At 61.7% G+C, this 24,149-nt stretch carries 25 protein-coding genes; 11 read left to right on the forward strand and 14 right to left on the reverse strand.

Features of this window, described 5'->3' with window-relative positions; all coding sequences use genetic code 11:
* Positions 1-37: 37 nt before the first annotated feature.
* The 5 genes from OKW43_RS00235 (at position 38) to OKW43_RS00255 (ending at position 2,465) form a co-directional block, all read left to right on the forward strand.
* On the forward strand, positions 38-604 hold the full coding sequence (locus OKW43_RS00235) for a hypothetical protein (RefSeq protein ID WP_429444451.1): 567 nt from the start codon (positions 38-40) through the stop codon (positions 602-604).
* Positions 605-606: 2 nt separating this feature from the next.
* Positions 607-894, forward strand: coding sequence for a hypothetical protein (locus tag OKW43_RS00240; protein ID WP_429444453.1), 288 nt, complete (start codon positions 607-609; stop codon positions 892-894).
* Positions 891-1,208, forward strand: coding sequence for a hypothetical protein (locus OKW43_RS00245; protein ID WP_429444455.1), 318 nt, complete (start codon positions 891-893; stop codon positions 1,206-1,208). The genes OKW43_RS00240 and OKW43_RS00245 overlap by 4 nt, the downstream gene beginning before the upstream one ends.
* A gap of 65 nt (positions 1,209-1,273) precedes the next feature.
* Complete coding sequence (locus OKW43_RS00250; protein ID WP_429444457.1) at positions 1,274-1,732, forward strand: hypothetical protein; 459 nt, start codon at positions 1,274-1,276, stop codon at positions 1,730-1,732.
* A 1-nt stretch (position 1,733) separates the two neighbouring features.
* Positions 1,734-2,465, forward strand: coding sequence for a hypothetical protein (locus tag OKW43_RS00255; RefSeq protein ID WP_429444459.1), 732 nt, complete (start codon positions 1,734-1,736; stop codon positions 2,463-2,465).
* On the opposite strand, the gene OKW43_RS00260 is transcribed toward OKW43_RS00255, so the two are convergent.
* The 6 genes from OKW43_RS00260 to OKW43_RS00285 all read right to left on the reverse strand — a co-directional run bounded on the left by OKW43_RS00260 (position 2,462) and on the right by OKW43_RS00285 (position 8,857).
* Positions 2,462-3,088 carry a hypothetical protein gene (locus tag OKW43_RS00260; RefSeq protein WP_429444461.1) on the reverse strand — a complete coding sequence of 209 codons (627 nt, stop codon included), beginning with the start codon at positions 3,086-3,088 and terminating at the stop codon, positions 2,462-2,464. The genes OKW43_RS00255 and OKW43_RS00260 overlap by 4 nt on opposite strands.
* A gap of 253 nt (positions 3,089-3,341) precedes the next feature.
* Positions 3,342-3,734: a hypothetical protein gene (locus tag OKW43_RS00265; protein WP_429444463.1), complete on the reverse strand. Its 393-nt coding sequence runs from the start codon at positions 3,732-3,734 to the stop codon at positions 3,342-3,344.
* 31 nt (positions 3,735-3,765) lie between these two features.
* The gene (locus OKW43_RS00270; RefSeq protein ID WP_429444465.1) at positions 3,766-4,080 is read right to left on the reverse strand and encodes a hypothetical protein; all 315 of its coding nucleotides are present in this window, start codon (positions 4,078-4,080) and stop codon (positions 3,766-3,768) included.
* 233 nt (positions 4,081-4,313) lie between these two features.
* On the reverse strand, positions 4,314-4,544 hold the full coding sequence (locus OKW43_RS00275; RefSeq protein WP_429444467.1) for a hypothetical protein: 231 nt from the start codon (positions 4,542-4,544) through the stop codon (positions 4,314-4,316).
* A gap of 293 nt (positions 4,545-4,837) precedes the next feature.
* Positions 4,838-8,338: an SNF2-related protein gene (locus OKW43_RS00280; protein WP_429444469.1), complete on the reverse strand. Its 3,501-nt coding sequence runs from the start codon at positions 8,336-8,338 to the stop codon at positions 4,838-4,840.
* A gap of 246 nt (positions 8,339-8,584) precedes the next feature.
* Positions 8,585-8,857, reverse strand: a complete 273-nt coding sequence (locus tag OKW43_RS00285) for a DUF4148 domain-containing protein (protein ID WP_429444471.1) — start codon at positions 8,855-8,857, stop codon at positions 8,585-8,587.
* 166 nt (positions 8,858-9,023) lie between these two features.
* Here OKW43_RS00285 and OKW43_RS00290 point away from each other — a divergent pair, with 166 nt between their 5' ends.
* The 3 genes from OKW43_RS00290 to OKW43_RS00300 all read left to right on the forward strand — a co-directional run bounded on the left by OKW43_RS00290 (position 9,024) and on the right by OKW43_RS00300 (position 11,287).
* The gene (locus OKW43_RS00290) at positions 9,024-9,779 is read left to right on the forward strand and encodes an anti-sigma factor family protein (protein WP_429444473.1); all 756 of its coding nucleotides are present in this window, start codon (positions 9,024-9,026) and stop codon (positions 9,777-9,779) included.
* A 129-nt stretch (positions 9,780-9,908) separates the two neighbouring features.
* On the forward strand, positions 9,909-10,427 hold the full coding sequence (locus OKW43_RS00295; protein WP_429444475.1) for an RNA polymerase sigma factor: 519 nt from the start codon (positions 9,909-9,911) through the stop codon (positions 10,425-10,427).
* Positions 10,424-11,287: an anti-sigma factor family protein gene (locus tag OKW43_RS00300; RefSeq protein WP_429444477.1), complete on the forward strand. Its 864-nt coding sequence runs from the start codon at positions 10,424-10,426 to the stop codon at positions 11,285-11,287. Before OKW43_RS00295 ends, OKW43_RS00300 begins: the two co-directional genes overlap by 4 nt.
* A 33-nt stretch (positions 11,288-11,320) precedes the next feature.
* Here OKW43_RS00300 and OKW43_RS00305 read toward each other — a convergent pair whose 3' ends face one another.
* Positions 11,321-12,232: an AraC family transcriptional regulator gene (locus OKW43_RS00305; RefSeq protein ID WP_187637593.1), complete on the reverse strand. Its 912-nt coding sequence runs from the start codon at positions 12,230-12,232 to the stop codon at positions 11,321-11,323.
* A 237-nt stretch (positions 12,233-12,469) separates the two neighbouring features.
* On the opposite strand from OKW43_RS00305, the gene OKW43_RS00310 reads away from it, so the two are divergent.
* Positions 12,470-13,375 (forward strand): NmrA family NAD(P)-binding protein, encoded by a 906-nt coding sequence (locus OKW43_RS00310; RefSeq protein ID WP_187637592.1) that lies wholly within the window; start codon positions 12,470-12,472, stop codon positions 13,373-13,375.
* Between the two features lie 32 nt (positions 13,376-13,407).
* On the forward strand, positions 13,408-13,575 hold the full coding sequence (locus OKW43_RS00315) for a hypothetical protein (RefSeq protein WP_429444480.1): 168 nt from the start codon (positions 13,408-13,410) through the stop codon (positions 13,573-13,575).
* A 53-nt stretch (positions 13,576-13,628) separates the two neighbouring features.
* On the opposite strand, the gene OKW43_RS00320 is transcribed toward OKW43_RS00315, so the two are convergent.
* The 7 genes from OKW43_RS00320 to OKW43_RS00350 all read right to left on the reverse strand — a co-directional run bounded on the left by OKW43_RS00320 (position 13,629) and on the right by OKW43_RS00350 (position 22,585).
* Entirely contained in the window at positions 13,629-13,973 is a 345-nt protein-coding gene (locus OKW43_RS00320) for a zinc ribbon domain-containing protein YjdM (RefSeq protein WP_187637591.1), read from the reverse strand.
* 552 nt (positions 13,974-14,525) lie between these two features.
* Complete coding sequence (locus OKW43_RS00325; RefSeq protein ID WP_429444482.1) at positions 14,526-15,602, reverse strand: diguanylate cyclase domain-containing protein; 1,077 nt, start codon at positions 15,600-15,602, stop codon at positions 14,526-14,528.
* Positions 15,603-17,426: 1,824 nt separating this feature from the next.
* Positions 17,427-18,131, reverse strand: a complete 705-nt coding sequence (locus OKW43_RS00330; protein WP_429444484.1) for a substrate-binding domain-containing protein — start codon at positions 18,129-18,131, stop codon at positions 17,427-17,429.
* Positions 18,121-18,804, reverse strand: a complete 684-nt coding sequence (ligK, locus tag OKW43_RS00335) for a 4-carboxy-4-hydroxy-2-oxoadipate aldolase/oxaloacetate decarboxylase (RefSeq protein WP_429444486.1) — start codon at positions 18,802-18,804, stop codon at positions 18,121-18,123. The genes OKW43_RS00330 and ligK overlap by 11 nt, the downstream gene beginning before the upstream one ends.
* A gap of 1 nt (position 18,805) precedes the next feature.
* Positions 18,806-19,831, reverse strand: coding sequence for an amidohydrolase family protein (locus OKW43_RS00340; protein WP_429444488.1), 1,026 nt, complete (start codon positions 19,829-19,831; stop codon positions 18,806-18,808).
* Positions 19,832-19,908: 77 nt separating this feature from the next.
* Complete coding sequence (locus tag OKW43_RS00345) at positions 19,909-21,546, reverse strand: tannase/feruloyl esterase family alpha/beta hydrolase (RefSeq protein ID WP_429444490.1); 1,638 nt, start codon at positions 21,544-21,546, stop codon at positions 19,909-19,911.
* Between the two features lie 310 nt (positions 21,547-21,856).
* Entirely contained in the window at positions 21,857-22,585 is a 729-nt protein-coding gene (locus OKW43_RS00350) for an alpha/beta fold hydrolase (RefSeq protein WP_429444492.1), read from the reverse strand.
* Between the two features lie 413 nt (positions 22,586-22,998).
* On the opposite strand from OKW43_RS00350, the gene OKW43_RS00355 reads away from it, so the two are divergent.
* Positions 22,999-24,102 carry an IS5 family transposase gene (locus tag OKW43_RS00355; protein ID WP_429444494.1) on the forward strand — a complete coding sequence of 368 codons (1,104 nt, stop codon included), beginning with the start codon at positions 22,999-23,001 and terminating at the stop codon, positions 24,100-24,102.
* Positions 24,103-24,149 lie beyond the last annotated feature (47 nt).

The following is a 24,149-nucleotide window of genomic DNA, read 5'->3' on the forward strand; positions in this document are numbered from 1 at the left end:
TGCATAGCCACCTTCGGGTGGTTTTTCTTTTTCTGACATGACCAATCAAGCGCCAACCGTCCCGCGCGAGCACATCGTCACCGAGACAATTGTCGAGACCGAGTATTTTCCAGACCATCCGCCACGCACTGAATCGGCAACGTTCCGCCATACCAAGTCAGCAGGCCACAAAGCCGGTTTGCGTTGCGCCATCAGCGGCCAGCGGAACCCCGAATATCACCACATATGGTGCGAATGGGCTGACGCGGACGCCGTCGACTGGGTAGCCGTGAAGGCAATCGCAACTGGCGAGATCACCGAGATTCCAGTGTTGGACGCGATCACCGACCAACCGACCGGCGAGACGTTTCCGGTAGAGCAATCCGCCATCTGGATGATCTGCAGGATTACCGAGGCGCGCGGCTTCGACTGGCACGCATTCGAGCCGACCAAGCCCGAAACCTTCATCGACAGCCCGCAAAACATGCTGCCGCTCGCCGAGAAATTCCACCGCTCGGCAACGCACGGCATCCATCACAGAACAATGCCGACGTTCGTTTTTCAGGGCTATCCCCGCAAGTCCGGATTCGTTTTCACGCCCGACGAGATCCCCACCAAGGAGTAAGCATGAACAAACTTTCCCCCGCCCAAACCGGTGCTGCCGGCGCGGTAACGGCCGCTGTCCTGTCCGTCCTGGCTGCCATCGTCAAGCACTACCACATCGATCTCGACGGCGACGCTCAAGTCTCGATTGCTGTCGGCATTGTGTCCGGGGCTCACTGGCTAGCGCAAACGCTCGTCTCGCGCGCAGCGAAGAAGCTGCCGGGTGTACAGCAATTTCCGACCGGCACGCAGGTAACGATCAATCCGCCAGTGTCAGTGCTGAACACGGCGTCGACGCCCCCACAGCAATGAGCCGCCTCGCTATCGCGCTAACGCTGGCTGGGCTGCTCGGCGGCTGTGCCGGAAGCGCCACGTTCAGCGTTCGCCCATACACCGACCCGGCCACGGGAAAAGTTGAATGCTGCGAAGTATCAACGATGGACTGGCGCGACATCGGAACTCTGAACATCGACGCCACGAAAGGCGCTGATGGCGCAATCGTCGTGCACTACTCAGCCGCGGCTATCGGTGCTACAGCCCCGCTCAACGCCCAGGGCACCGTCATTTCAAACGTAGCAACGGCGGCCGGCAATACGGCAGCCGCCATCGTCAAATTGGCCCCTTAGCCGTTCACTTCCTCTCGCCGTTCACGTTCCGTGGACATCGGCGCTTTCTGAACAAGGATTCCATCATGCGTTTCATGCCCTTCGTTGCGGCAGGCGTTGTTGCGTCTGTCGCGTTCCTCGCTGGTTGCAGCGGCACCGCACCCACTCTCACCTTCCAACAGCAAGTACAGATCACGTGCGGCCTCGCCAGAGGCGAAATGACCATCCTGCAATCCGATGGTGTCTTCACTGGCGGCGCTGCGGACACGGCGTCGAAAAAGGTCCAGCCGGCGATCGATGGTGTGTGCGCTGCCGCCGCGAATATCACGGACATTCAAGCGCTTGTGAATGCTGCACTGCCGGCGCTTAAGGTCGTCATCGCTGGCTCGTCGCTCTCGCCTCAAGCGCAGAACGAAGCAAAAGCTGCAATCGATACTGTCATCCTGGCGGCGAATGCGGCTATTGCGCTGCAGCCTGCTGTGGTTGCTACGGTTCCGGCATCGGCAGCCGCGGCCGCTTCCGCCCCTGTCGCGGCGAGCCAGTAAGATGGACTGGCAAGCGCTAGCATTGGCTTGCCGGCGCGCGAACGCGGCCTATATCGAAAACGATGGCGACTCGAAGGCCGCTTTCTATGCGCTCGGCGATACATGGATCTCGCAGCTACAGGATGAGTCTCACCAAGCCGTCCTGTCGGTCGACAAGGCCGGCGCGACGTGGTTGTCGATCAGTGGCACGCGCGCGAGCGATGGGCAATTAGCCGATGTCTGGCGCGATGTTGCGCTGACTCCGGTCTCCATCAAGGGCGGCCATGTCACGCGGGGCGCACAGTCGGGCATGGTCCATGTGTTCGATTGGGCCATGTCGACCGCTCCTGTGGGCACGGTGTTCAACCTGACGGGCCATTCGTTGGGCGCGGTCTCCGTAACTCTGGCTCCCGGCTATCTGGCGGCCAATCAGATCGGCACCATCACATCTCTAGCGGCGCCCAAGTTCATCGCGGCGGATTTCTTCGTGTCGCATGCCGCAGTGTTTCAGCGGTTGACGGCGGTAGTCTCGGGCGCAGACGGCTGGTGTTCTTTCCCTTGGTTCGATTCCCGTTGGCAGTGCCGCGCCCCCACCAGGACTATCTGGTTGAAAGACGATATCGGAACGTTTCAGGTGTTGATCGACGGCAATCAATGGCCTGGCGGCTGGAGATTCGGCGACCACGATATCGGCCATTACCAATCTCGGATCGAAAGGATCGCCTCGCTGGATTTGACGCCAGAGGCAGCCTAGGGCATATCGGGCCAGAATTTATTGCCCTTCGACATATTTTCTGCGCCCGGTATCACCTGCAAGTTGGCTTCGCAATGCAGCCCGCACACTAGGCGATCCCCTGCAAATGGGCCTGATACTGCTTTCGGCCCAAGGATGGGCACGATGTGGTCAACGTGATGCCATTCGCCCGTCACCATCCCGAGAAAATCGGCGGCGAAATAGAATTCGGACATCTTGTCCCTATTCGCCCAAAATGGTGTTACCTGGCGTATAGTCAATCGACGATGGATGACGCTTGTCCGTTTGGCTAGTTTGTGCCTACCTGGATTATCCTTTGCCCATTGCCTCGTAGCGGCCCTGGATGCTTCCGGGTTCTTCCAGTATTGCTCCGCGCGCTTCTTTCTGAATTTCTCAATGTTTGACCGATATGCGAGAGACAACCGCGTCGATACTTTCTCGTGGTTGGCTTGCGCATAGACCTGTGCCGCTCTTGATCCGCAGGGTTTGCAGTGAGATTTCCACTTACCAGCGCCATTCGGCGAAAACTGGTCAAAGGGCTTCAGTTCGCTGCACTGACTGCAGCGCTTATAGAACAGATCGCTCTGCACGTCGAGCGATAGGGTATGCTTGGCCTTAGCCATTGCCGCATCTCCGCAATAGATGGGGTGGTGGTTAGGGGCATCAAGCGTTGGCGCGCTTGGTGCTCCGCCTCATCATTCTACTGTGTTTTTATACAGTTGTGCGCAAGATTTAGGCAATACACGGTGGCTGGCGATTCTCTGATCACGACATCGACGGCTATCAGAAGCGACTTGAGGCGCTAGCTGCCGGGCAAGTCAAGCCCGCAGCCTAGTTCAGTCGTAACTCCGCCCGTAGTCCGATAGCGTTTACCTATCAAAGCCTGTTAATGCGGTTTACAGCCTCCGGGCTGTAGCCGCTACTTCCTTCCTGCATCTTCGCAATCAGCCGCATCCGGTAGTCCTGATCAGGCTCAGCGCTGTTCCGCATCAAGTCCACGAACGGAAATGAGCCGATCACATCAAGGTCTTCGCCGACCATGAACGTTACTGAATGGCGCGGATCGCCATATTGATGCATTCCGCCAAGGTAGTACACGATCGCGTAGTCGATTGCATCGCGAGCTGACGCATGGAAAGAATTCCTTGTCACGATCCCATCGCCGTAAAAGCGCGGCGTGAATTCGAACACTTGCCACTCGCCGTTATCGTTCTCTGAAACGCTCAGGCAGTGCTTCGCCATGAAGTCGAGCCGTTCGGTATCTGTCACACTCCCTCCTCTAGCCTGCCACTCGGCAGCGTCAATTATCCTTCCCGATCGCAGCAGCGGCGCACGTGACGGCGCGACGCACGGATGCCGCCACATCATCGTCGATCGGCTCTGAATGCCCACCCGTTCCGCCATACACCGAAACTTCTGGTCGATCGTCCGGATGATTGAAGGCGATCGATAGGCGCAGCTTCGTTGCCAGCCGCAGCGCGTCTCCGTCGTCAGTGAGTGGGTCCCACGGCGTCAGAAACACGTCTCCGGCATCGTGGGAGGACTGCTCATTCTGCCATTCGATTTCTATCCCTGCCGCTCGTGCCGCGCGTTCGAGCAGTTCTCTGTCGGTCATTGTCCGTCCTTTGGTTGTTCTTGGTCGTCAGCGCCTATGCATCGCACCCACCAAACGCACCCGCGCTCGGGCTGCGCCTGCACCTGTTTTCGGTCGCCGTATAGGCATAGCGCATGTTCGCCGCCCGCGACGTCGCCGGCCAGTGTTCACATTTTCGACACTGTCGATCGGTTGTGGCGTCGGGATAGCGGAAGTGGGACATCAGGCAATTCTAGCTTTCTAATCGGATTCGCTCACTGGCGTAGGAAAATCCGGCGTTGTTTTCGGCGTAGGTTTTGTATCACCGTACCACCAGATAAGGCCAGAAACAATCGTTTAAACATTGTTAGATTTCGCCGCGCATCAGTTGCCATTCGAGGCAATCGGCCAGGGTCGAGCACGAGATTGAAAGCGACGCCGAGCGGCAGATCGCGGGCAAAAAAATGCGGCGCCGCCCCTGTCGAAGCAACGCCGCCGATAAACACTACACACGCTCGCCGGGGTCTAACCGCACGAGTAACGTCACGTTAGCCCGGCCGAAAGTCGTCCTCAAGATGAAAGAACTGCCTTTGTAACCGCCGCCAAAGTAGTTATTACGCGCCGCCCGCAGCCCCCGGTTCGCAAGCCCCGCACGGCGCGAGTTCGAAAATTGGTATGAATTGAAGCCACGCGAAGCGGGATTTACAACCCAGACGTTTTGTTACAGTCTGGCCCCCTTTGGTGTTGGGGCCGCGCGTCAGAATGCCCGGCAGCCTCGTCGCGCCGCCGGCTCGCGCGGTCAGCGGGCGCCTTCAATCTCCGGCATCGGCGCGAACAGCGCGTCGAGGTCGTCGTCCGAAAACTTTGCGGCGCCGGCTGCGTCTTCCGCAAGAATGCTGTCCGCGAGCCCCGCCTTGTGTTCCTGCAGCTCGACGATCTTTTCCTCGATGCTGCCGGCCGCGATCAGCTTGTACACGAATACCGGCTTGTCCTGTCCCAGCCGATGCGCACGGTCGGTCGCCTGATTCTCGGCGGCCGGATTCCACCATGGGTCGTAGTGGATCACCGTGTCGGCGGCGGTCAGGTTCAACCCCACGCCGCCCGCCTTCAGGCTGATCAGGAACAGCGGCACCTCGCCCTGCTGGAACCGGTCGACCGGCGTCACGCGATCGGCCGTGTCGCCGGTCAGCATTACATAGGGGATCGCGGCCTCGTCGAGCGCTTCGGCGATCAGCGCGAGCATGCCGGTGAACTGCGAGAACAGCAGCACGCGGCGTCCTTCCTCGATCAGTTCGGGCAGCATCGACAGCAGCAGATCGAGCTTGGCCGAGCGCATCGCGCGTTCGCCGCCATTCGGGGCCGCGCCGTCCGTGATACCACTCGCGATGCGCACGAGTCGCGGATCGCAGCACACCTGACGCAGCTTCAGCAACGCGTCGAGCACGATGATGTGGCTGCGCGCGAGCCCCTGCGCGCTGACCGCCGCGCGCACCTTCTGCTGCATCGCCGTGCGCACGGTTTCGTACAGGTCGCGCTGCGCGCCTTCGAGATCGACCGGACATACGATTGTCGTCTTCGGCGGCAGCTCCTTCGCGACCTCGTCCTTGCGACGGCGCAGCATGAACGGCCGAATGCGGCGCGCGAGCAACGCGCGGCGCACGTCGTCGCCATTCTTTTCGATCGGGTTGCGCCAGCGTCGCGTGAAGTCTTTCTGGCTGCCGAGAAAGCCCGGCAGCAGAAAATCGAACTGCGACCACAGCTCGCCGAGATGATTCTCGAGTGGCGTGCCCGTCAGACACAGCCGATGGCGCGCGCGCAACCCGCGAATCGCCTGCGCGGCCTTGGTGGTCGCGTTCTTCACGTACTGCGCTTCGTCGAGAATCAGCAGATGGTAGTCATGCTCGGCGAGCACCTTCTGATCGCGCCACAGCAGCGCGTAAGTGGTCAGAATCAGTTCATGTTCGCCGATCAGCTCGAACCGCTCCTTGCGCTGCGGCCCGTTCAGCACCAGCACCTTCAATGCCGGTGCGAAGCGGCGCGCCTCCTCGCGCCAGTTGTGCACGAGCGTGGTCGGCACGACGATCAGCGCGGGATGCGCGAGCCGCCCCGCTTCCTTCTCCGCGAGAATGTGCGCGAGCGTCTGCACGGTTTTGCCGAGCCCCATATCGTCCGCGAGCACGCCGGCCAGATCCTGTTCGCGCAGGAACTGCATCCAGTTCAGGCCCTGGTGCTGATACGTGCGCAGCTCCGCCTTCAGACCGCGCGGCACCGGCACTTCGCGCAGGCCCGGGCCGGCTTGCAGACGTCGCGCCAGCTCGCGGATCGAGTCGTCTCCGCTGAACTGCCAGCGGCCGGTGTCGTGCAGCGCATCGAGGCGGCCGGCATCGACCGCGGGCACGCGCAGCGGCGCGCCTTCGGCAAGCGCGCCGCCGAGCGAATCGAACAGATCGACCAGCACACGCACCACCGGCTTCAGACGATCGGCGCGCAGCCGCAGGCGCTTGTTCTCCTCGGTCTTCAGCTCGATCGGCTCGTCGTCGCGGATGCTCTCCAGCGCGCCCGACAGCCAGCGCCGGTCGCGCCGGAACAGATCGGCCAGCAGCGGCTCGAGCCGCACGTTGCGCTCGCCGACGCGGATGCCCATCTCCAGGTCGAACCAGCCGTCGCCGGCTTGCTGCGCGGTGCCGTCGATCGCGTCGATCTCGATCACGTTGTAGCGGAACTCCGGCGCCATCGTCACGCGCCAGCCCTTCGCGACCAGATCCGGCACCGCGTCGCTGACGAACCCGGACCACGCGTCGCTGTCGGGCAGACCGAGCATCGTGTCGGGCAACAGGCGCGACGCGTGCAGGTTGCGCGTCGGCACCTTTTGCAGACCGGTCTTGCGCAATTCCAGCAGACGCTTTTTCTCCGCGTCGTAGCGCCGGCGGATGTGGATCACGTCGCCGCCCGGCAGCGGCACCAGCGTCACGTTGCTGTCGGCGTTGATGCTGACGCCGTCGTAGTCGAAGCTCGCGGCGGCCAGCTCGACTGCGGCGGCGTTGCGCTCCGACGCCTTCGCGGTCTTCGCCGCTTTCAGCCCCTTCGCCGTGCCCGGCGGCACGTGGCTGTTCAGCGCCAGCACGGGCACCGGCTCGACGTCGATCACACGGATCGCGGGCGCGTCGTGGGTCGGCGGCAGCGGCAGCTCGGGCGCGATCTCGCGCAACACCGACGCGACCAGCGGCGCCTCGGCGAGCGAGATCGGCGGCATCGCGAGGTAGTCGGGCAGTTGCTGGAACGGCAGCGACAGTGGCACGACGCCCGCTTCGTTGGCGACGCCGTCTACGTACCAGACCGGCTCGGTCGGCAGCACCATGCTCGCGCGCGGTTCGGTGCGCAACACCGGACGCAGGCGTTCGTCGGCGAGCGGCTCCCACTCGATGCGCCCGGGGCGGTCGGCCGCGCGCGCGAGCGGCGTCGGTCCGGCCTGGCCCGGCGCGGTCCTGAAGTCGAAGAACAGGCGCCCGGTCGCGATCAGCTTTTGCAGCGTTTCCGCGCCACTCGTGCCACGCAGCACGAACTGGCCGAGATCCTCGCGCGAGCGGCCGAGCCACAGGCCGCGCAGGATCGACAGGTCTTCGTCGGACACGAAGCGCGGCTGCCTGAGCAGCGCGCCTTCGACGTCGCCCCAACTGTCGCCGACTTCGATGATCACGCCGTCCGCGTCGCAGCGCGCGCGATGCAGCACGACCTCGTGATGCATACGGAAACGCGACCAGTTGAGCAGATACGCGAGCGTTTCCTTGCGCGCGGCGGGCGTCTTGCGGGCGGCATCTTTTTCGGCGGCGGCGTCGGCCGCGCGGGCGCGCGCGCGAAAACGCTCGAGCCAGCTGACCAGTTCCGGTCGCACGCCGGGAGATGGAGATGAAGACGGCGATGGCACCGGCGGCACGCCCGGGATCGTAATCCGTCGTGGGATGAACACCTCCGACGCGGCTGGGTCGCTGTCGTCCTCGACCTGCGTGATGTGATCCATCTCGTCGTGGTAATCGAGTTCCGCGAGCAGCAGCGCCGCAACGTGCTTGCAATTGCGGCCGACCGGGCACGAGCACTCGCCCACTGCCCACGGCGACCCGCCATCGGTACGAAAGCGCACCCGCGTCCGGTACGGCTGCGGCTGCGAGCCCTGCACATCGCCGGACAGCATCTCGCCGTGCCATTTGACATTGCTGACCGCGCCCACCGAGCGCGCCTTGGCGACGGTCCGCTCACCGAGCCATTCCGCAATGCGTTCCCGATCGAAGAAAACTGACGACATGCGCGTGCATTCCTGTTCAAACCGGCGAAGGCAAGCGCGGGCGGGCCATGACCGGGCGCCGCGCGACGCTTGCTCGCGACGCCCGGCCGATTCTGTCCAGCTGCGACTTGCCAGTGATAACCGGCCATTTTACGCGTTGGACGAAAATCGCTGGGGCGGGCGATCTGGACAGTTTAGGAATGGTCCTGCCATCCGGCACCGGCGCCCCCGTTCAAACCCATGCGCGCGCCGGTGGCCCTGGCGGCATCAATGGGTGCCGACAGCCGGCGCGCCCGAGTTCGCGACGTGGCTCGCGGCGACCGCCGCTTGCGCGGCGAGCGCCTGCTTGCGCTGCTCGACCTGGCGTGCGAAGACGGGACTGACATCGGGGTACGACGCGTCGGTGATGTAGTCGAGACCATTTTGCTGCGCCTCGATCAGTTCCTGGTACACCTCAGCACGCGTCTTGCCCTGCGCAAACGCGCTAGACGAAGCGGCGAGAACGACGAACGACAAAGCGAGAAACGAAAGCTTTTTCATGATCGACTCCTGAGACAGTTGTGCGGGTTCGCACCACGGAGAACCACGGGTCGGCGGCGTTTATTCCTCGATTCACGGTGTGAAGAAAACATGGCTAACCCGGGGAATAAATGCGCACCGGCCCGTGTTTGCCTTCTGATAGCCGCAATCAAGATCGCGCATGATCATGACCTCGACCCACCACCCCCGCGGCGCCCCGCCCTCCGAAGACGACATCCAGGCGTATGCCGACGGCACGCTGACGCCCGAGCTTGCCGCGTCGCTGCGCGACTATCTCAGCAAGCATCCGGCGGAAGCGCGGCGTGTGGCCTTTTATGATCGGCTCAACGCACAGATCCAGGCCACGTTTCAGACCACCGAGGAGCCCGAGCATGGCCACCACATTGGCGCATCGCGCCGCTTGCGCAGGCGCGCGCGACCGGCCGGTCGCGCGCGCAGAACGCTGGTCGCGCTGGTCACGCTCGCACTGTTGCTGATCGCCGTCAGCGGCTGGCTCGCAGCGACTCAGGTGTCCGCGCAAGCGCTCGATAACGCCGCCGTGATGGCGCTCGCCGAAGCCACCGCGCGGCCCTTTTCCCCGGCATCGCCGACGCGCGTCGATCCTGCCGCGCCGGATCTCGGCGCGATCGGCCTGCGCCTCGTCGAGCAACGCGTGCTGCGGCTCGGGCCATGGCAGCGCGCGAACAAGCTCGTCTATCTGAACGGCGATCAGCAGCCCGTGGTGGTGCTGTCGGCGGCGGCGCCATTTGCGCGCGAGGAGCCGCAGTGGGCCGCGCGCCGCATCGGCGAGCTGCGGCTGTTGACGTGGAGCGCGCGGCGGCAGCGCTTCGTCGTCGCGGGCAATGCGCGCACTCACGGCCTGATGCGTGCCGCCGATGTGATGAGCGGCGCTGACGTCGGCGCGCGCCGCCCCGCGGAATAAAATGCGCTGACAGGTGTTTGCAGCTCGAACGCATCGTGCGACGGCAGCCTCCGCACCCGGCCCGACGCGAATCGATGCCGACGCAAGTGAAGCCGATGCCACCCCCAACGGCCCCTGACCGGATCAACCATGGATGTTCGTGACGAGCTGATGGAGCACGTGCCGCGTCTGCGGCGCTATGCGCGGGCGCTGATCAACAATCGCGAGCTCGCCGACGACCTCGTGCAGGACACGCTCGAACGCGCGCTCGGCCGCACCCGTCTGTTCCAGCCGGGCACCGATCTGCGCGCGTGGCTCTTCACGATCATGCACAACGTGTTCGCGAATCAGGCGCGCAAGGCATCGGCGCGCGCGGTCCACCTTGCGGTCGACGACGACAGCATCGCCGAAAGCGAGCTCGCGGTGCCGTCGGGCCAGACGCGATCGCTCGAAATGCGCGACCTCGATTACGCGCTGCAGCGGCTGCCGGTCGAGCAGCGCGAGGTGCTGCTGCTGGTCGGTCTCGAGGAGATGAGTTATGCCGATGTCGCGCTCGCGCTGAACATTCCGATCGGCACGGTGATGTCGCGGCTGTCGCGCGGACGCGAACGGCTGCGGGCTTTGATGGCGGGCGCCCAGCCCGGTGCGAAATTACAGGTGGTGCGATGAGCGAGCCGCAAATGCCAATCGGCGAAGAAGACTTGCACGCGTACGTGGACGGCACGCTGTCCGGCGAGTGGCGTGACGAGGTGGAGCGCGCGCTCGAACAGAATCCGGAGCTGGCCTCGCGCGTCAGCGATTATTTTTCGTTCAACGGTCTGCTTCACGAGCGCTACGACCGCGTGCTTAGCGAGCCTGTGCCGAAGCGTCTTCTGACGAGCGCGCCGCGTCGCGCGCGACTGGCCGCGAACTGGCCGCGCTTTGCCGCGCAGTTCGCCGCGCAGTTCGCCGGTATGGCCGCGGCGCTCGTGCTCGGCGTGGGCATCGGCATGCACCGCAACGATCTGATCCCACCCGTTGCGATCGATTCACCCGGCACGGTTGCCGAAACTCAAACAGGAAATCGTGCGGTCAGCGCGGACAGCGCCGAAGGTTTCGCGCGCCAGGCGGCGCTCGCGCATGTCGTCTACATGCCGGCGATCGATCGGCCGAGCGACATGAACGCCGATCACGAACAGGACTTCGTGCAATGGCTCGCGAACCGGCTCGGCACCCAAGTTCACGCGCCGATGCTGTCGAAGAGCGGTTTCATGCTGTCGGGCGGCCGCCTGCTGCCCGGTGACGACGGCCCGACCGCGCAGTTCATGTATCGCGGACCGAACGGCGAGCGCGTCACGCTGTGCATCTCGCATCGTCGCGAGAACGCGAATACGACGGCGTTCAGGCTGTATCAGGCGGGGCCCGTCAACGTGTTCTATTGGGTCGACGGCGATTTCGGCTATGCGGTGTCGGGTGGAATCGATCGCAACGAGCTGTTGCAGCTCGCGCATGATGTCTATGCGCAGTTGACGGGGGCGGCGCCTGGTTGAAGCGCAGGCGTGCCGCGCCACGCGGTTCGCGCATCAACGTAGTGGGTTGTGCTGCTCCGACATCGCCGCGTCATCGCGCGCGGTGCCGCGCACTTCACGCGGCGTCACGCCCAGCAGACGCGACATCCACTGCGCCATATGGCTCTGATGCGAGAAGCCGGTATCGAGCGCGATCTGGCTTGCGCTGAGGCGTCCTTGCAGCAGCAGTGTTCGTGCGCGCTCCACCCTGCGCTGTATCACGTACTGATGCGCGGGCACGCCGAGCGTGTCGCGAAACAGCGCCTTGAAATGCGGCACGCTCAGTTGCGCGTGAGCGGCGAGCTCGTCGAGCGTCAGACGCTGATCGAGATGCGCGTCGATAAACTCGATCACGCGCGCGGCCGTGCGCGGCGCGAGCGTGCGCCGCCGCTTGCCGGACACGGGCTCGGCACCGATCAGACGCACCAGCATCGCCGTACACAGACTTTCGGCGTAGAGCGGATCGGACGCGTCGTCCGCTTCGAGCTCCGCGCGCAATGCCCACGCGAGATGCTGAAAGCGCGGATCGCGCATCTGAAAGCGCGGGCGCAACTGCGCGTCGGCCGATTTCAGCGCGAGTTGTTCGACGGTTCGTCGCGCGAAGTCCTCGGCAAACCAGATGCTGAAAATCGTGCAGGCGGCATCATCGTTCCACTGACCTTCGAGCCCCGCGGGGATCACGTCCGCATCGCCGTGCGCCTGAATCCGTGTGAGGCGGCGCGCGTCGCACAGACAGCGTGCAGTTACCGGCGCGCCGACATGCACGCCCACGCGGTGATGGCGAAACGCGGGTAGCCGATGCAAACCAGCCGACACGTTGACCAGCTCCGCACCGAAGCCCTGCCAGCCGAGCGCCCTGCTCGTGCGTACGGCGACGCGCGAGCCGCTATGCGGCGCAGGCGCGCGAATCGGGGTGACGGCGTTCATCGCGGGTCTCCTGAGTGTCCTGAATGACGGCGAGATGCCTGCATTGTGCGGTGTTTTTGGCGGCTTCGCCGGCGTGACGGAATTTCGTAGCTCGCGGGCGGCCGACGCGATTCGCGCGACTGCCGGAGCGTGGCTGCAAAAAATCATCCCTATCTGCGCAAAAAAATCCATATCTGAGCGCGCGGCGAGCGCGACGTCCCTACCATCAATCCAACGCGATCCTCAAAGGAGCACAACGTGTTCGTCATATTCGGAGCTTCGGGTCATGTGGGACATGCGAGCGCCGCCGCCTTGCGTCGCGCGGGCCACGAAGTACGCGCGGTGGTGCGCGACGCAGCGCAAGCCGAAACGCTCGCGGCCATCGGTTGCGAGATCGCGCTCGCCGACCTGAACGACGCGAGGTCGGTCGTGCGCGCCATCGACGGCGCGCACGCGGTGCAATGGCTCTGTCCGGTGCCGCGCGAGCATGACGATCCGGCGGCGGCGATGCAGCACATCATCGACACGGGCGTCGCCGCGTTCCGCGCGGCCGCGCCGCCGCGGCTCCTCGCGCTATCCGACTACGGCGCCGAGCACGTGGGCGGCACCGGCATCACGACGCTGTTCCACTACCTCGAAACGCAGTTGCGCACCGTCGCTTCGCCGCTGACCTTGCTGCGCGCCGCCGAGCACATGCAGAACTGGGCACGCGTGCTGCCGGTCGCGCTCGGCCGGGGCGTACTGCCGAGTCTGCACGATCCGCTCGACAAGCTGTTTCCGACCGTCGCCGCGCAGGACGTCGGCGACCTCGCCGCGCAGTTGCTGCTCGATGGCGGACCTGCGCGCGCGACGCCGCGGGTGGTCAGTATCGAAGGGAAAGAGCGGGTGAGCGTGCTCGACGTTGCGCGCGCCTTGGCGGAACTGTCGGGGCGGCCGGTCGTCGCTCGCCAGGTGCCGCGCGACCAATGGAGCGCGATGCTGCGCGGCGCCGGGCTTGGCGAGCGGCACGCGCAACTGATCGTCGATCTGTACGACGCGCACAACGCGGGCCGCATCGACGTCGAGGCGGGCATCAGCGAGCGACGCTTCGGCGCCACGACGTTGAAACAGGTGTTGGGGGCGCTGCTACCGCGCGTGGCCGGTGCCGAGACGGCGGCGCGGTGAGCCGCATGGAGGTCCGATCAACGAAAACCGCAATGCGACGGATGCGCTGCGTAACGCCTGCACCGCCGACGAACCCAGGCTCACGCGCCGAGCACTGGCTACGCGCAGCGATATCGCTATCGAGCCTGATCGGCTGGCGCGCGCTTGCAAACCTGCTCGCTGCGGTTCCCGACAGCAACGACGATTTCGGTGTGTTCTAGTTTCTCAATCATGGGGCGCGCGCGGGAAATGCGCCCCTAAGGCGCACGCTTCGTCACGCCTTCCTGACGAATTCAGACTTCAGACTCATCGCGCCAAAGCCATCGATCTTGCAATCGATATCGTGATCGCTATCGACGAGACGGATGTTCTTTACCTTCGTGCCCATCTTGATCACACCGCCGGAGCCCTTCAGCTTCAGATCCTTGATGACCGTGACCGTGTCGCCGTCCTGCAGGATATTCCCGGCCGAATCGCGATACACCTTGCCGGCCGTTTCAGCCGGATCGGCCGTTGCATCCGCAGCCCATTCGTGCGAGCACTCGGGGCAGATGTAGACGTTCCCGTCCTGGTAGACGAACTCGGAATTGCATTTCGGGCAGGGAGGTAATGCGCTCATGTGTCATTCCTGGTGCCAGGCATTGGCGTTTGCCGCCTGGTCAATCACGGATGCCGGCAGGCATCGCGCGAGATGAGTAAATCAACGCGTGGTCGAAGCTGGCAGCACGCGCTGCCGACCGGCGCGGCCTGTCTCGATAATTCCAGGCACGGAGAGAGGGAATCCAGATCTTATGCGACGGCAAAGGCCAACCGTCCGGTGAAGTCATAAGAACGGATATGTGTCACGCCACATATCCGTTCTGCGGGAACGTCTTCATGTTTCGCGGCAAATCCCGATTTGCAAATGGTAGTTGCAAAACTCCGCCACTACCTGCCTTAGCCCCATCCCCGTTCTTCCGGATGGCGACTCAGAATGCGACGCCAGAATTTTACACAGAAACTCAGAAAGCGCTGATGTGGAATCATCCAGAGGGAAGGAGCAGTCTGCGCCGACGGGTGGCACCTGGTTCCCCGTCGTGCAGGTTTCGTCATTAACAGTTCAGGCTGTTCACCGTCAGTTTGAAGTCGCGCGCGCGATGTGCCGGCTCGAATTTGGAGTGGCGTTGCACGCTCACGTCGCTACTGGCTGCATCTCGGTTGCGTCGGCAAACGCTGTCCGACCCGCACCGAGCGATTTCGCCCGGTACATTGCGCTATCAGCAGCGCGTATCAATGTTCGGGCATCAAGACCAACGCCTTCGGCGCCTTCCGCCAGCATGCACACTCCAATGCTGGCGGAGACGGCAACCGGATGTCCACCAACGGTCCGCACGCCGCTCAGGATGGCATGAATACCGTCGGCAATTTTTCGCGCGCCTTCCCTACCATTTACGTGGTGGGCAAGGACCACAAACTCATCTCCGCCCAATCGAGCAGGCATGTCACCGCGGCGCATCCGGCTTACCAGAGCCGTGGCAAAACTCCGTAGCAATTCGTCCCCTACTGCATGCCCGTGGGAGTCGTTCACTTCCTTGAAACCGTCCAGGTCGATGAGAAACAAAGCAGTCTGACCGGCTGCGGCGCCTCGAGCGACCCGCGTCCGGGCAATCGCCTGCTCGAGCCGGATGCGATTGCTCAGCCCCGTCAGCGGGTCGGTCGCACCTTGTTTTTCCAGTCGATATACGAGCACCGCCAGGTACAGCGACGTCGCCGCGACGCTGAACGTCACGCCGAGGCCGGCCGTGATGTTTGTCCGCCACCACGGTTGCCAATGCATCAGGCCGACGAGGCCGGCAAGCGCCACCGCACACGACAGTCCGAGCATTCGTCGGCCGTAACGGCAGCCGGCACCAACCAGGAACCAGAAAACGACCCAGAGCAACGGAAGCGCGGCCTGACCACCAACCGCCAGGGCCGTCGTCACCGTTGCCTGATCGATCAGCGTGGTGACGGCTAATCTAAGGTGTGAGCGCGCTGGCACCAGCGTCGCGGTGACGTACGTCATGGCTCCGAACATCACATAAAAAACGACCGTCGCCAGCGTCGCGTAGACACTCTTCGAGTGATAAAAGTAGGTGGCAGCCACGTACGCGAGAAGAACTACAGTTCCAAGTGATATGCGCAGTATCGCCTGTTCCTTCTCGGGGTTCTTCGGAAACGCGCCAAACACCGCCTGGCCGGGCCAAAATTGAGAATCCACCTCGCCCATGCCAACTACCCTCGCTAGAATTCAGGTTTTGCCGTTATTCACATTTGTTCGCTCTGCGCCAATCGCAACGCCGAAACCGCTACGAGCTTGGCCCACGCGATTCAAAGGCTATCGGCATTGCCGCCCTCATTCTTGAACCGCGGCAAGCAGGCCAACTGCTTCCAGTCCCAAACCAATCCGGTGCATGGAATGCAGGCGAGGAGACCAGCCCATATCAGCAATGGCGCAAGCTAAGACGATAGGCTCGTCGCCAACGGACGCGCCGATTGCTCGCGGGTAGATTCGCAAGTTCAGGGATGCCTTTCAAAGTCCCAAGCTTCGTCATCGCCAATTCAAACGCGTTGATTCGCGGCATGAAATTGTCGACGATCTTCGGCCCGTTGTCGACTGGCTGAAAACGGCACGGAAACGGCCCCGTCATAGTCCGACTGACCCGAGATACGTGTTGTCGACCAGCATGCGATCGCCTGCGTCGGGGCAGCAGCGAGGGCTGAGGTAGCAGCCAGCAGAGCCGCCAGCATTGAGAGCGCTTTCGTGTCCAACCTTGACGACAAAACCTATCGGGGCGCCATGACGCGCAGCACCGGATCAACGGAAAGCTTCAAAGGTCATGTGCTCGCCGCTCGGCAGTTTCGCCGCCACACGTGCATCAAAGCGCATTCTTCCCTCGGCGTAGGTTTTCTCGAGGGAACTAGTTTGGATCGACTCGGACAGACCTGAAATCCCCGCTATTCGTTTTCGTCGAAGTATTGAAGAGGCCTTGGCGGGCGGGCCTCCGGCGACCGACCTACGCCAAACCCTACGCCGGATCAAACCGTAAAACTTTGCAAATTAATGTCGCGTTTCGGCAACAGAGCAAAGAAAGGGGGACTCGCCGCTGCAGGACCGGACAAACAATCACTGCGTAAGCGCGTTCGGTCCCACTCCAACACCCACTCGATCGTCAATCGGTGACGGGGACCCTTGTGTATACGGCTTCTCCGGCCGGTCGGGAGTGACGATACCGTCAGCCATACCGAAAAATCCAGTCGGCAGTTTTCAGCTCTGGACAGACCGCAACAGAGAATCCACGCGCACTTTCGTTCAAACATCGCGAACACGGGGCATCCGAATGCCGACTTCTTCAGGAATACCGTCTTCGATACCGTCAGGCACTTTCCAGCGCGATCCTGGCAAAGCTTGAAGAAGCCATGATTCCAACTGCGGCCATGTTACCGGCCGGAAACGATGCAAACCGTGCTGCAACCCCGGCGAGCGCAGCGCAGCGGCCGCTCGACCGGAAGATGCTGCGCAACCACGACTGGCAAGTGTCTCAATCTTCAGCAGGCGCGATCAAACTCATGTCAAGGGCAATTGTGCGTATCGCGAAACCCCGCATCGGGGAGCCCGCGCGATTCTCAGAGCCGATCAGGACACGCTAGCACGCGTCGGGCTGAGTCGGAGTTCGCCTCCATGGCGGGCCGTCGTCCCGGCGCGCTCCACGTCGGCTTTCAAGGTACAACGACCATTCGTCTACTCGCACAGGGAGACTGGAGTTCTTGAGGTTTGTTCGTTCTTGAGGTTTGTTCCATCGGCCTGAGCCGTCATTCGAGCATCGGTGCCGGTCAGACGGGTATGGGGCGCTTTCCTGTCATTCACAGGTCGGTGGTCGCGAATGACTCGTCCCGCGGAAAGCGAATGAGTACTTGCGACCCGTTGCAGACAGTCGCGCGGTCTGCCATCCGAGGGCGGCTAACGGAGTGGTTCGGTCATCCGCCCCGACGATAGTTCGAGCAGCGGCGACATTCAAATTCGGGATTTGACAAGGCGACTAACACTGGGCGACTACGCAGCATCCATCCCGCTATCCGTCTTGGCCTGCGCTGCCGCCGGTGACGTTATGAACTCAAGAAAGGCTTCGACCGCTGCTCGTTTTCGCGACGCCGTGCATAAAGCCGCAGAGAAAGTCGTGACAAATTGGATTTCGTCCGGCAGTGACCCGATCAGTGTCACACCCTCAAGCCCCGAAAGTTCACTGAGCTGCTGGAAACCAATATCGACTTCGCCGCTTGCGATCAGCGATCCGACCGGCACCCCGGGCGACGCTTGCACGAGGCGCGGCTCGTCCTCGCTCGCTGAAACGTCGGCAGAAATGCCCCATCGTTCCAGGACTTTGAGGACGTGCGTGCCGCTAGGTCCGGTCGAATAACCGACCGCGCGTACCTTCAGTACCGAGTCGCGCAACGCCGACTCACTTCCGATATCCGGCGGACTAACGCCCGTCTTCACTGCAATCCCAATTGATGAACGGACGACGTCGACGAGGCTGCCTTTATCGATGCGGCCCTCTTGCGCGAGGCGTTCCATCGCGTCGGACGCGAGCAAGACGATATCGAACGCTTCTCCGTCAACCACACGCTTAGCAGCCGCCACGCCGCCGACCGATTCGAACTTGACGTGTCGGCCCGTTTCATATTCATATTGAGCAACTAGCCGTGCGAGCAACGGCCGCGTCGCCATTGACGATATGCCTTTGAGATCATCCGACATAACGTAAGCCCGCCTTTTCCAGCGGCTCGCGCATCTTGTACATGTCGAGTCCGAGTACGCCACTCGCAAGCTTCGCGCGCTTTTCCTCTTCGAGCGCTTCGCGTGCGGCGGCCTTGTCGAGCACTTGCTGTGCCGATGCGGACGGAACGACTACGACACCATCGTCATCCGCGACGATCACATCGCCCGGCGTGACAATCGCGCCAGCGCACACCACGGGAATGTTCACGGACCCCAGCGTCGCCTTCACCGTGCCTTTCGACGAGATGGCGCGACTCCATACGGGAAAGTTCATCTCTGTCAGCACGCGCACGTCGCGCACGCCGCCGTCGATGATGAGCGCACGCGCGCCGCGCGCCTTGAAGCTTGTCGCGAGCAGATCGCCGAAGAAGCCATCGGTGCTGTCGGTCGTGCATGCCGCCACGACGATATCACCCGGGCGAATCTGCTCGGCCGCTACGTGCAGCATCCAGTTGTCGCCCGGTTGCAGCAGCACGGTCACCACCGTGCCGCTCACTTGCGCGCCGGTGTAGATCGGCCGCATGTACGTCTTCATCAGGCCCACGCGCCCCATTGCTTCATGCACCGTTGCCGAGCCGAGCGCGCCGAGCTTCTGCGCCGCTTCCGCATTCGCGCGTTCGATGTTGCGATACACCACTCCGAGTTCGTACATATCAGCGTCCTTTCGCTTTGAGCGCCGCATCCAGTCGCGGATACACGCGGCGCGCGTTGCCTTCGTAAATCTTATAGCGCGCTTCAGGCTCGATGCTCGCCGCCTCGACATAGCGCTTCGTGTCGTCGAAATATTGACCCGTTTCTGGATCGATGCCACGCACCGCGCCGATCATCTCACTCGCGAAGAGGATGTTGTCGACGGGGATCACGCGCGTCAGCAGATCGATGCCCGGCTGATGATAGACGCAGGTATCGAAGAAGATGTTGTTCAGCAAATGATCCTTCAGCAAGGGTTTTTTCAGCTCTTGCGCGAGTCCGCGGAAACGTCCCCAGTGATACGGCACCGCGCCGCCGCCGTGCGGAATCACGAACTTGAGCGTCGGGAAATCGCGGAAGAGATCGGACGTGAGGCACTGCATGAACGCGGTCGTGTCCGCGTTCAGATAGTGCGCGCCCGTCGTATGAAAACACGCGTTGCAGCTCGTGCTCACGTGGATCATCGCGGGGATGTCGTACTCGACCATCTTTTCGTAGATCGGATACCAGTAACGGTCCGACAGCGGCGGGCTCGTCCAGTGCCCGCCTGACGGATCCGGATTCAGGTTGATCGCGACATTGCCGTATTGCTCCACGCACTTCACGAGTTCAGGAATGCACGTCGAGACATCCACGCCCGGGCTTTGCGGCAGCATAGCCGCGGGCACAAAGCTATCTGGGAACAACTGGCTCACGCGATAGCAGAGTTCGTTGCAGATCGCGGCCCAGGTACTCGACACTTCGAAGTTGCCGATGTGATGCGCCATGAAGCTCGCCCGCGGACTGAACACTGTGAGATCGAGGCCACGCTCGTGCATCAGGCGTAACTGATTGACTTCGATCGATTCGCGCAGTTCGTCGTCGTCAATGTGCAACTCCGATGCCTCCGGCATCTCCGAAGGATTCTTGATGCCGGCGATTTGCCGATTGCGCCACGCTTCGAGCGCCTTTGGCGCGGTCGTGTAGTGGCCGTGTATGTCGATGATCATTGCATGGTTCTCACAGTTGTTCACGCGAAAAATGCCGGCCACTCGGGCCGAAGTCCGAGCGGCCACGCGGCACGAGATTACGGATTGGTACAGGTGAAACTGCTGGCTTGGGACGGATCTCCCGAGCCGTTGTAGCGGGGATAACCCGGGTAGAGGCAAAGCGGCCAGCTTTCGGTGGCGGTGTTCGCAGCCGCGCTGATGTTAGTCAGATTTCCAGGGGCGACACCTTTTTCGACCCAGTTCTCGAATGCAGACATCAGATCCGCGCCTCTGGGGGTGCCGGCGTTCGTCAGACCGACATGAGTCGTTCCCGGGAAGGTATAGAGGCGTACGAAATCATTCACCGTTGCCTGACCCATTGTTTGTACTACACGGAGGTAGTAGGCCTGCGTCTCCGCCGGGGGCACTTCTGATGCACCGCCAGCGTAGATCAGAATCTTTCCACCCTTTTTATGGAACGCGCTCAGATCAGTGACGGAAGAATCAAGAATGCCAGAGACCTGCTGCATTCGAGCTGCGTTCGATTGATCATTCCAGTTCCACGTTCTCGGATCAAGCGACGCATTCTGAGTGAAGATATACCTAGCCGCTTCGTTCCCAAGCGTGTAAACACCAGAGTCAGTGCCTCCGACGTTAGGTTCGGGTGCGGACGGAACTGGTCGACTGCCAAGGAAAGTCGACTCGTAGTACGAGCCATTTCCGATCAACTCAGTTCCCCACGGTTTGCCCTGAATCGACTGAAGACCGTTCGAAAGTGTATAAGGCAGAGTTAGCCCGGCTCTACTGTTGTTCACCGCCGCGATCTGGGCATCAGACAGGCAAGTGTCGCCGGTGTCGGTACCGCCGGGACAACGCAAAGGCGTGATATCGGGCTTACAGGCCGCTTGGTTGGCAATGATGCCGTCCTTGAGGCCGTCTAGTTCGTCGCATGCAGACATGACGAAGTTCCCCAACAACAACACCTTGTTGTTGTCGATCCAGCCGGCGCCATTGTTGGCAAAAAAGCCCTTTGCGTTATTGAGGTGCGAAAGCCATTGGAGCGATAGGTTCTGAACCGGATCGCCTGCAACAACGCCATCGTAGTCGTCGGGATAGCGCTGCGCGACCTCCAGCGCTTCTCGCCCACCTTCCGAGAACCCAATTAAATACGTCTTTGTGGGTTGAGCAGCGTACCGCGCGACGATGATCTGCGTGGCGGCGTCCTTAACCTTCTTCAACGCTGCGTAGCCGAAATCTTGAAGCGCTTCCGATTTCAAGGCAAAGCTCGCGTCGAAAACAGCCCCCTGATGGCCAGAATCGCTTGAATAGGTGGCGTACCCTTTAAACGGGAACGCAGCCGCAGCCGCTGGCGTTGCCCAGTGCGGGCCTGTTACCGGCGTGATCGAACCGTTATAACCTCCGCCGCCGCCTTGAATTGCTTTGCCGTTCCACGAAGTCGGCAAGGTAACGTTGAAGTTGATGTTGTAGCCGTCGGCGGTTGGAGCGATTGAAGCTGCCACGGCGCAGGTCTCGGGCGCCGTGCTTGTCGCAGCGACCACCTTGGCCGAAGAAATCGTTACGCCCGATAACTTGAGTGAGGCAATCTGATCACAAGACATGGGCTGCTGTGCAGCTTGTGGTTTCGTATTGCCTGAGTTGAGGGATCCGCCGCAACCACCGATAGCGAGTGTCCCTAAAACCGTTGCTATTCCGAAAGCCAATGTTGAGCGTCGCATTCCATGTCTCCAGTACGATTTTTTAACATTCAAACGCGGTGGCGAGGACAATTCGCATTTGCAAATCGAGAATCAACTTGTCCTGCTGTTCGACCTTCCAATAATGATTCATAGCGGTCCTCACCCGTCCTGAACCCGTACGATTTAAAATGACTCGTTTTCTAAGGCAGCGTTACCGCCCCGTCCGAAAACGCGACTGTCCGCACAGCCGTGATAACAGTGTCATTGTCTGACGACGAATAACTCTCGACGCATAGGAAATCTTATGTTCTTCCTGTAACCAGCCGTGCCAATTTGCCTTCGGTCTATTTCACGCCGACTCGTTTTCCGACGCGCTCAGCAGCCAGTCTCGCAATGCAGCGTTGACCGCAGCGGGTTGCTCCATGGTTACCATGTGCCCGGCCTCCTCAACGACGCACATCACCGAATTTTCGATCGCCTTATGCATCACCTCATGCCGGGCGACAGGGCTCCATCGATCTTCTCGGCCGCAAAGCAACAGGGTGGGACAGCGAATTTCGGACAGAACCGGTGTCGCGTCAGGCCTCGTCAGTAAAGCGTGAATCTGCGCTTCGAACAGATCAGGGCTACTTCTTTCGATCATGTCCAAAATCGCTTGATACACCGGCGTGTCGAGTGTTTCAGTTCGCACCATTCCCAGCGTCCACTCAATACCCGCGGCTCGCATGCCCTCGCGGGAAGCAATGTCTAGGAGGCGTAATCGCGACGTCTTTTCCTCCTCGCCGGCAGGACCGTTCTGGCGAGCCTGGTATCCCGTGTCGAGTAGCGCCAATCGGGTCACTCGGCTCGGCGCAAGGCGGACCACTTCGAACGCGACGCGCCCTCCCATGGAATGTCCTGCGACCGCGAATCGACCCGGAACGCTGTCAAGGACAAATTGCGCCATGTCGCTTATCGTCCTCAGACTTCCGTAGTTGGGAACAATGCAGTTCGCAATATCCGAAAGCTCATCACACTGGCTGGCCCATACTGCTCGATCGCACAACAACCCCGGCAGAAGCACTAACGGGAAAGACACAAGACGCCTCCTTTTAAACACGGGAATCTATCCCGATGTCGCAAGGCTTAGCTGACCGGCGTGTCAGCTAAGCGACTTCGTAGAAATCAGAACTTCACGTGCAACCCCACGCGACCCAGCCACTGCGTGGCGCTGCTTGAGGCCGCCGTGGGACCGGTGAAGCCCATGATGAGTGCATGAGCACCTTCGTTGGCTCGCTGATAAACGGTCATTGCATAAACGCTCGTCCGTTTCGACAGGAAGTACTCGGCCGTAAATGCGCCTTGGTGGGCGTGATTGTTGTCTACGACGTCGTTTCCCTTCATATATGCGTAGCTGGCGCTTAGCAGGTTGCGGAAATACCTCGCACGGAAGTCATCGCGAAGGATGGTAAAAGCGTTGATCTAGTAAGTTCACCCACTGGCCAGGAGATCATGCGCGGCGCCGACACGTTCACCGAGAGTCTGTTTTCCGTGCGTAAGCTCAACGATTTCGTTCCGAGCTCACATCCGCTGCGCTCGATTCGCGTCATGGCGAACGAGGCGCTGGCGAAGATGGATCGGTTGTTTGCCGGGATGTACGAGGCCGACATCAAGGGAGGCCGGCCGAGCATCGCGCCGGAGAAACTGCTGCGGGCCATGCTGCTTCAGGTGCTGTACAGCATCCGGTCTGAACGCCAGCTCATGGAGCAAACTCAATACAACCTGCTGTTTCGATGGTTTATCGGTCTGTCGATGGACGATTCAGTGTGGGTGCCGACGGTGTTCACGAAGAACCGCGAGCGTTTAATCCGGCACGATGCGGTGGTCGAATTCTTCAACGAAGTGCTGTCCATCGCGCAGAAGCAGAACTGGTTGTCGAACGAGCACTTCAGCGTGGACGGCACGCTGATCCAGGCGTGGGCGGGCCACAAGAGCTTCGTGCGCAAGGATGGCGAGGATGGGGATAACGACGGTGGCAGCGGCGAGAGTGACTTCAAGGGTAGCAAGCGAAGCAACGAAACGCACGAGTCGAAGACCGATCCCGATGCACGGCTTTACCGTAAGGGCAAGACGGCCAGTGAATTGCGTTATATGGGCCACACGCTGACTGACAACCGCCATGGGCTGGTGGTCAACGCCCGTGTGAGCCGGGCTGACGGACATGCAGAACGTGAAGCGGCCAAGGTCATGATCAACGACGCGCGGCAAGTTGCGGACGATGCCGCTGCGCAAATCACGCTGGGGGCGGACAAGGGTTACGACGCACAGGAATTCATCGAAGCTTGCCAGCAGATGAAGGTCACGCCGCACGTGGCGCAGAACACCTCGGGTCGGCGTTCGGCGGTGCCCGATGCGATTGCGCGCAGCGTGGGCTACGCGATATCGCAGCAAAAGCGCAAGCTGATCGAACAAGGTTTTGGGTGGGCGAAGACGGTAGGCCGCATGCGCCAGGTGATGGTGCGCGGGTTGAAGAGAGTCGACCAGATGTTCGTGTTGAACATGGCGGCCTACAACCTCGTGCGCATGCGCTCTCTGGGACAGGTCCGCCCGCAGTAGCCAAAATCGCGGTAATGGGGCGAAAAATGCGCCTCAAGCCGTCGAAA

This window comes from Paraburkholderia sp. WC7.3g, from assembly GCF_050436345.1.
GTDB classification, from domain to species: Bacteria; Pseudomonadota; Gammaproteobacteria; order Burkholderiales; family Burkholderiaceae; genus Paraburkholderia; species Paraburkholderia podalyriae.

Coding starts and splice junctions, on each gene's coding strand:
- OKW43_RS00320 (WP_187637591.1), bottom strand. CDS start 13,973: ATGAGCGCATTACCTCCCTGCCCGAAATGCAATTCCGAGTTCGTCTAC.
- OKW43_RS00330 (WP_429444484.1), bottom strand. CDS start 18,131: ATGTCGGATGATCTCAAAGGCATATCGTCAATGGCGACGCGGCCGTTG.
- ligK (WP_429444486.1), bottom strand. CDS start 18,804: ATGTACGAACTCGGAGTGGTGTATCGCAACATCGAACGCGCGAATGCG.
- OKW43_RS00280 (WP_429444469.1), bottom strand. CDS start 8,338: ATGTCGTCAGTTTTCTTCGATCGGGAACGCATTGCGGAATGGCTCGGT.
- OKW43_RS00270 (WP_429444465.1), bottom strand. CDS start 4,080: ATGACCGACAGAGAACTGCTCGAACGCGCGGCACGAGCGGCAGGGATA.
- OKW43_RS00285 (WP_429444471.1), bottom strand. CDS start 8,857: ATGAAAAAGCTTTCGTTTCTCGCTTTGTCGTTCGTCGTTCTCGCCGCT.
- OKW43_RS00340 (WP_429444488.1), bottom strand. CDS start 19,831: ATGATCATCGACATACACGGCCACTACACGACCGCGCCAAAGGCGCTC.
- OKW43_RS00345 (WP_429444490.1), bottom strand. CDS start 21,546: ATGCGACGCTCAACATTGGCTTTCGGAATAGCAACGGTTTTAGGGACA.
- OKW43_RS00325 (WP_429444482.1), bottom strand. CDS start 15,602: ATGGGCGAGGTGGATTCTCAATTTTGGCCCGGCCAGGCGGTGTTTGGC.
- OKW43_RS00250 (WP_429444457.1), top strand. CDS start 1,274: ATGCGTTTCATGCCCTTCGTTGCGGCAGGCGTTGTTGCGTCTGTCGCG.
- OKW43_RS00300 (WP_429444477.1), top strand. CDS start 10,424: ATGAGCGAGCCGCAAATGCCAATCGGCGAAGAAGACTTGCACGCGTAC.
- OKW43_RS00245 (WP_429444455.1), top strand. CDS start 891: ATGAGCCGCCTCGCTATCGCGCTAACGCTGGCTGGGCTGCTCGGCGGC.
- OKW43_RS00235 (WP_429444451.1), top strand. CDS start 38: ATGACCAATCAAGCGCCAACCGTCCCGCGCGAGCACATCGTCACCGAG.
- OKW43_RS00290 (WP_429444473.1), top strand. CDS start 9,024: ATGACCTCGACCCACCACCCCCGCGGCGCCCCGCCCTCCGAAGACGAC.
- OKW43_RS00260 (WP_429444461.1), bottom strand. CDS start 3,088: ATGGCTAAGGCCAAGCATACCCTATCGCTCGACGTGCAGAGCGATCTG.
- OKW43_RS00355 (WP_429444494.1), top strand. CDS start 22,999: ATGCGCGGCGCCGACACGTTCACCGAGAGTCTGTTTTCCGTGCGTAAG.
- OKW43_RS00240 (WP_429444453.1), top strand. CDS start 607: ATGAACAAACTTTCCCCCGCCCAAACCGGTGCTGCCGGCGCGGTAACG.
- OKW43_RS00305 (WP_187637593.1), bottom strand. CDS start 12,232: ATGAACGCCGTCACCCCGATTCGCGCGCCTGCGCCGCATAGCGGCTCG.
- OKW43_RS00295 (WP_429444475.1), top strand. CDS start 9,909: ATGGATGTTCGTGACGAGCTGATGGAGCACGTGCCGCGTCTGCGGCGC.
- OKW43_RS00255 (WP_429444459.1), top strand. CDS start 1,734: ATGGACTGGCAAGCGCTAGCATTGGCTTGCCGGCGCGCGAACGCGGCC.
- OKW43_RS00315 (WP_429444480.1), top strand. CDS start 13,408: ATGCGACGGATGCGCTGCGTAACGCCTGCACCGCCGACGAACCCAGGC.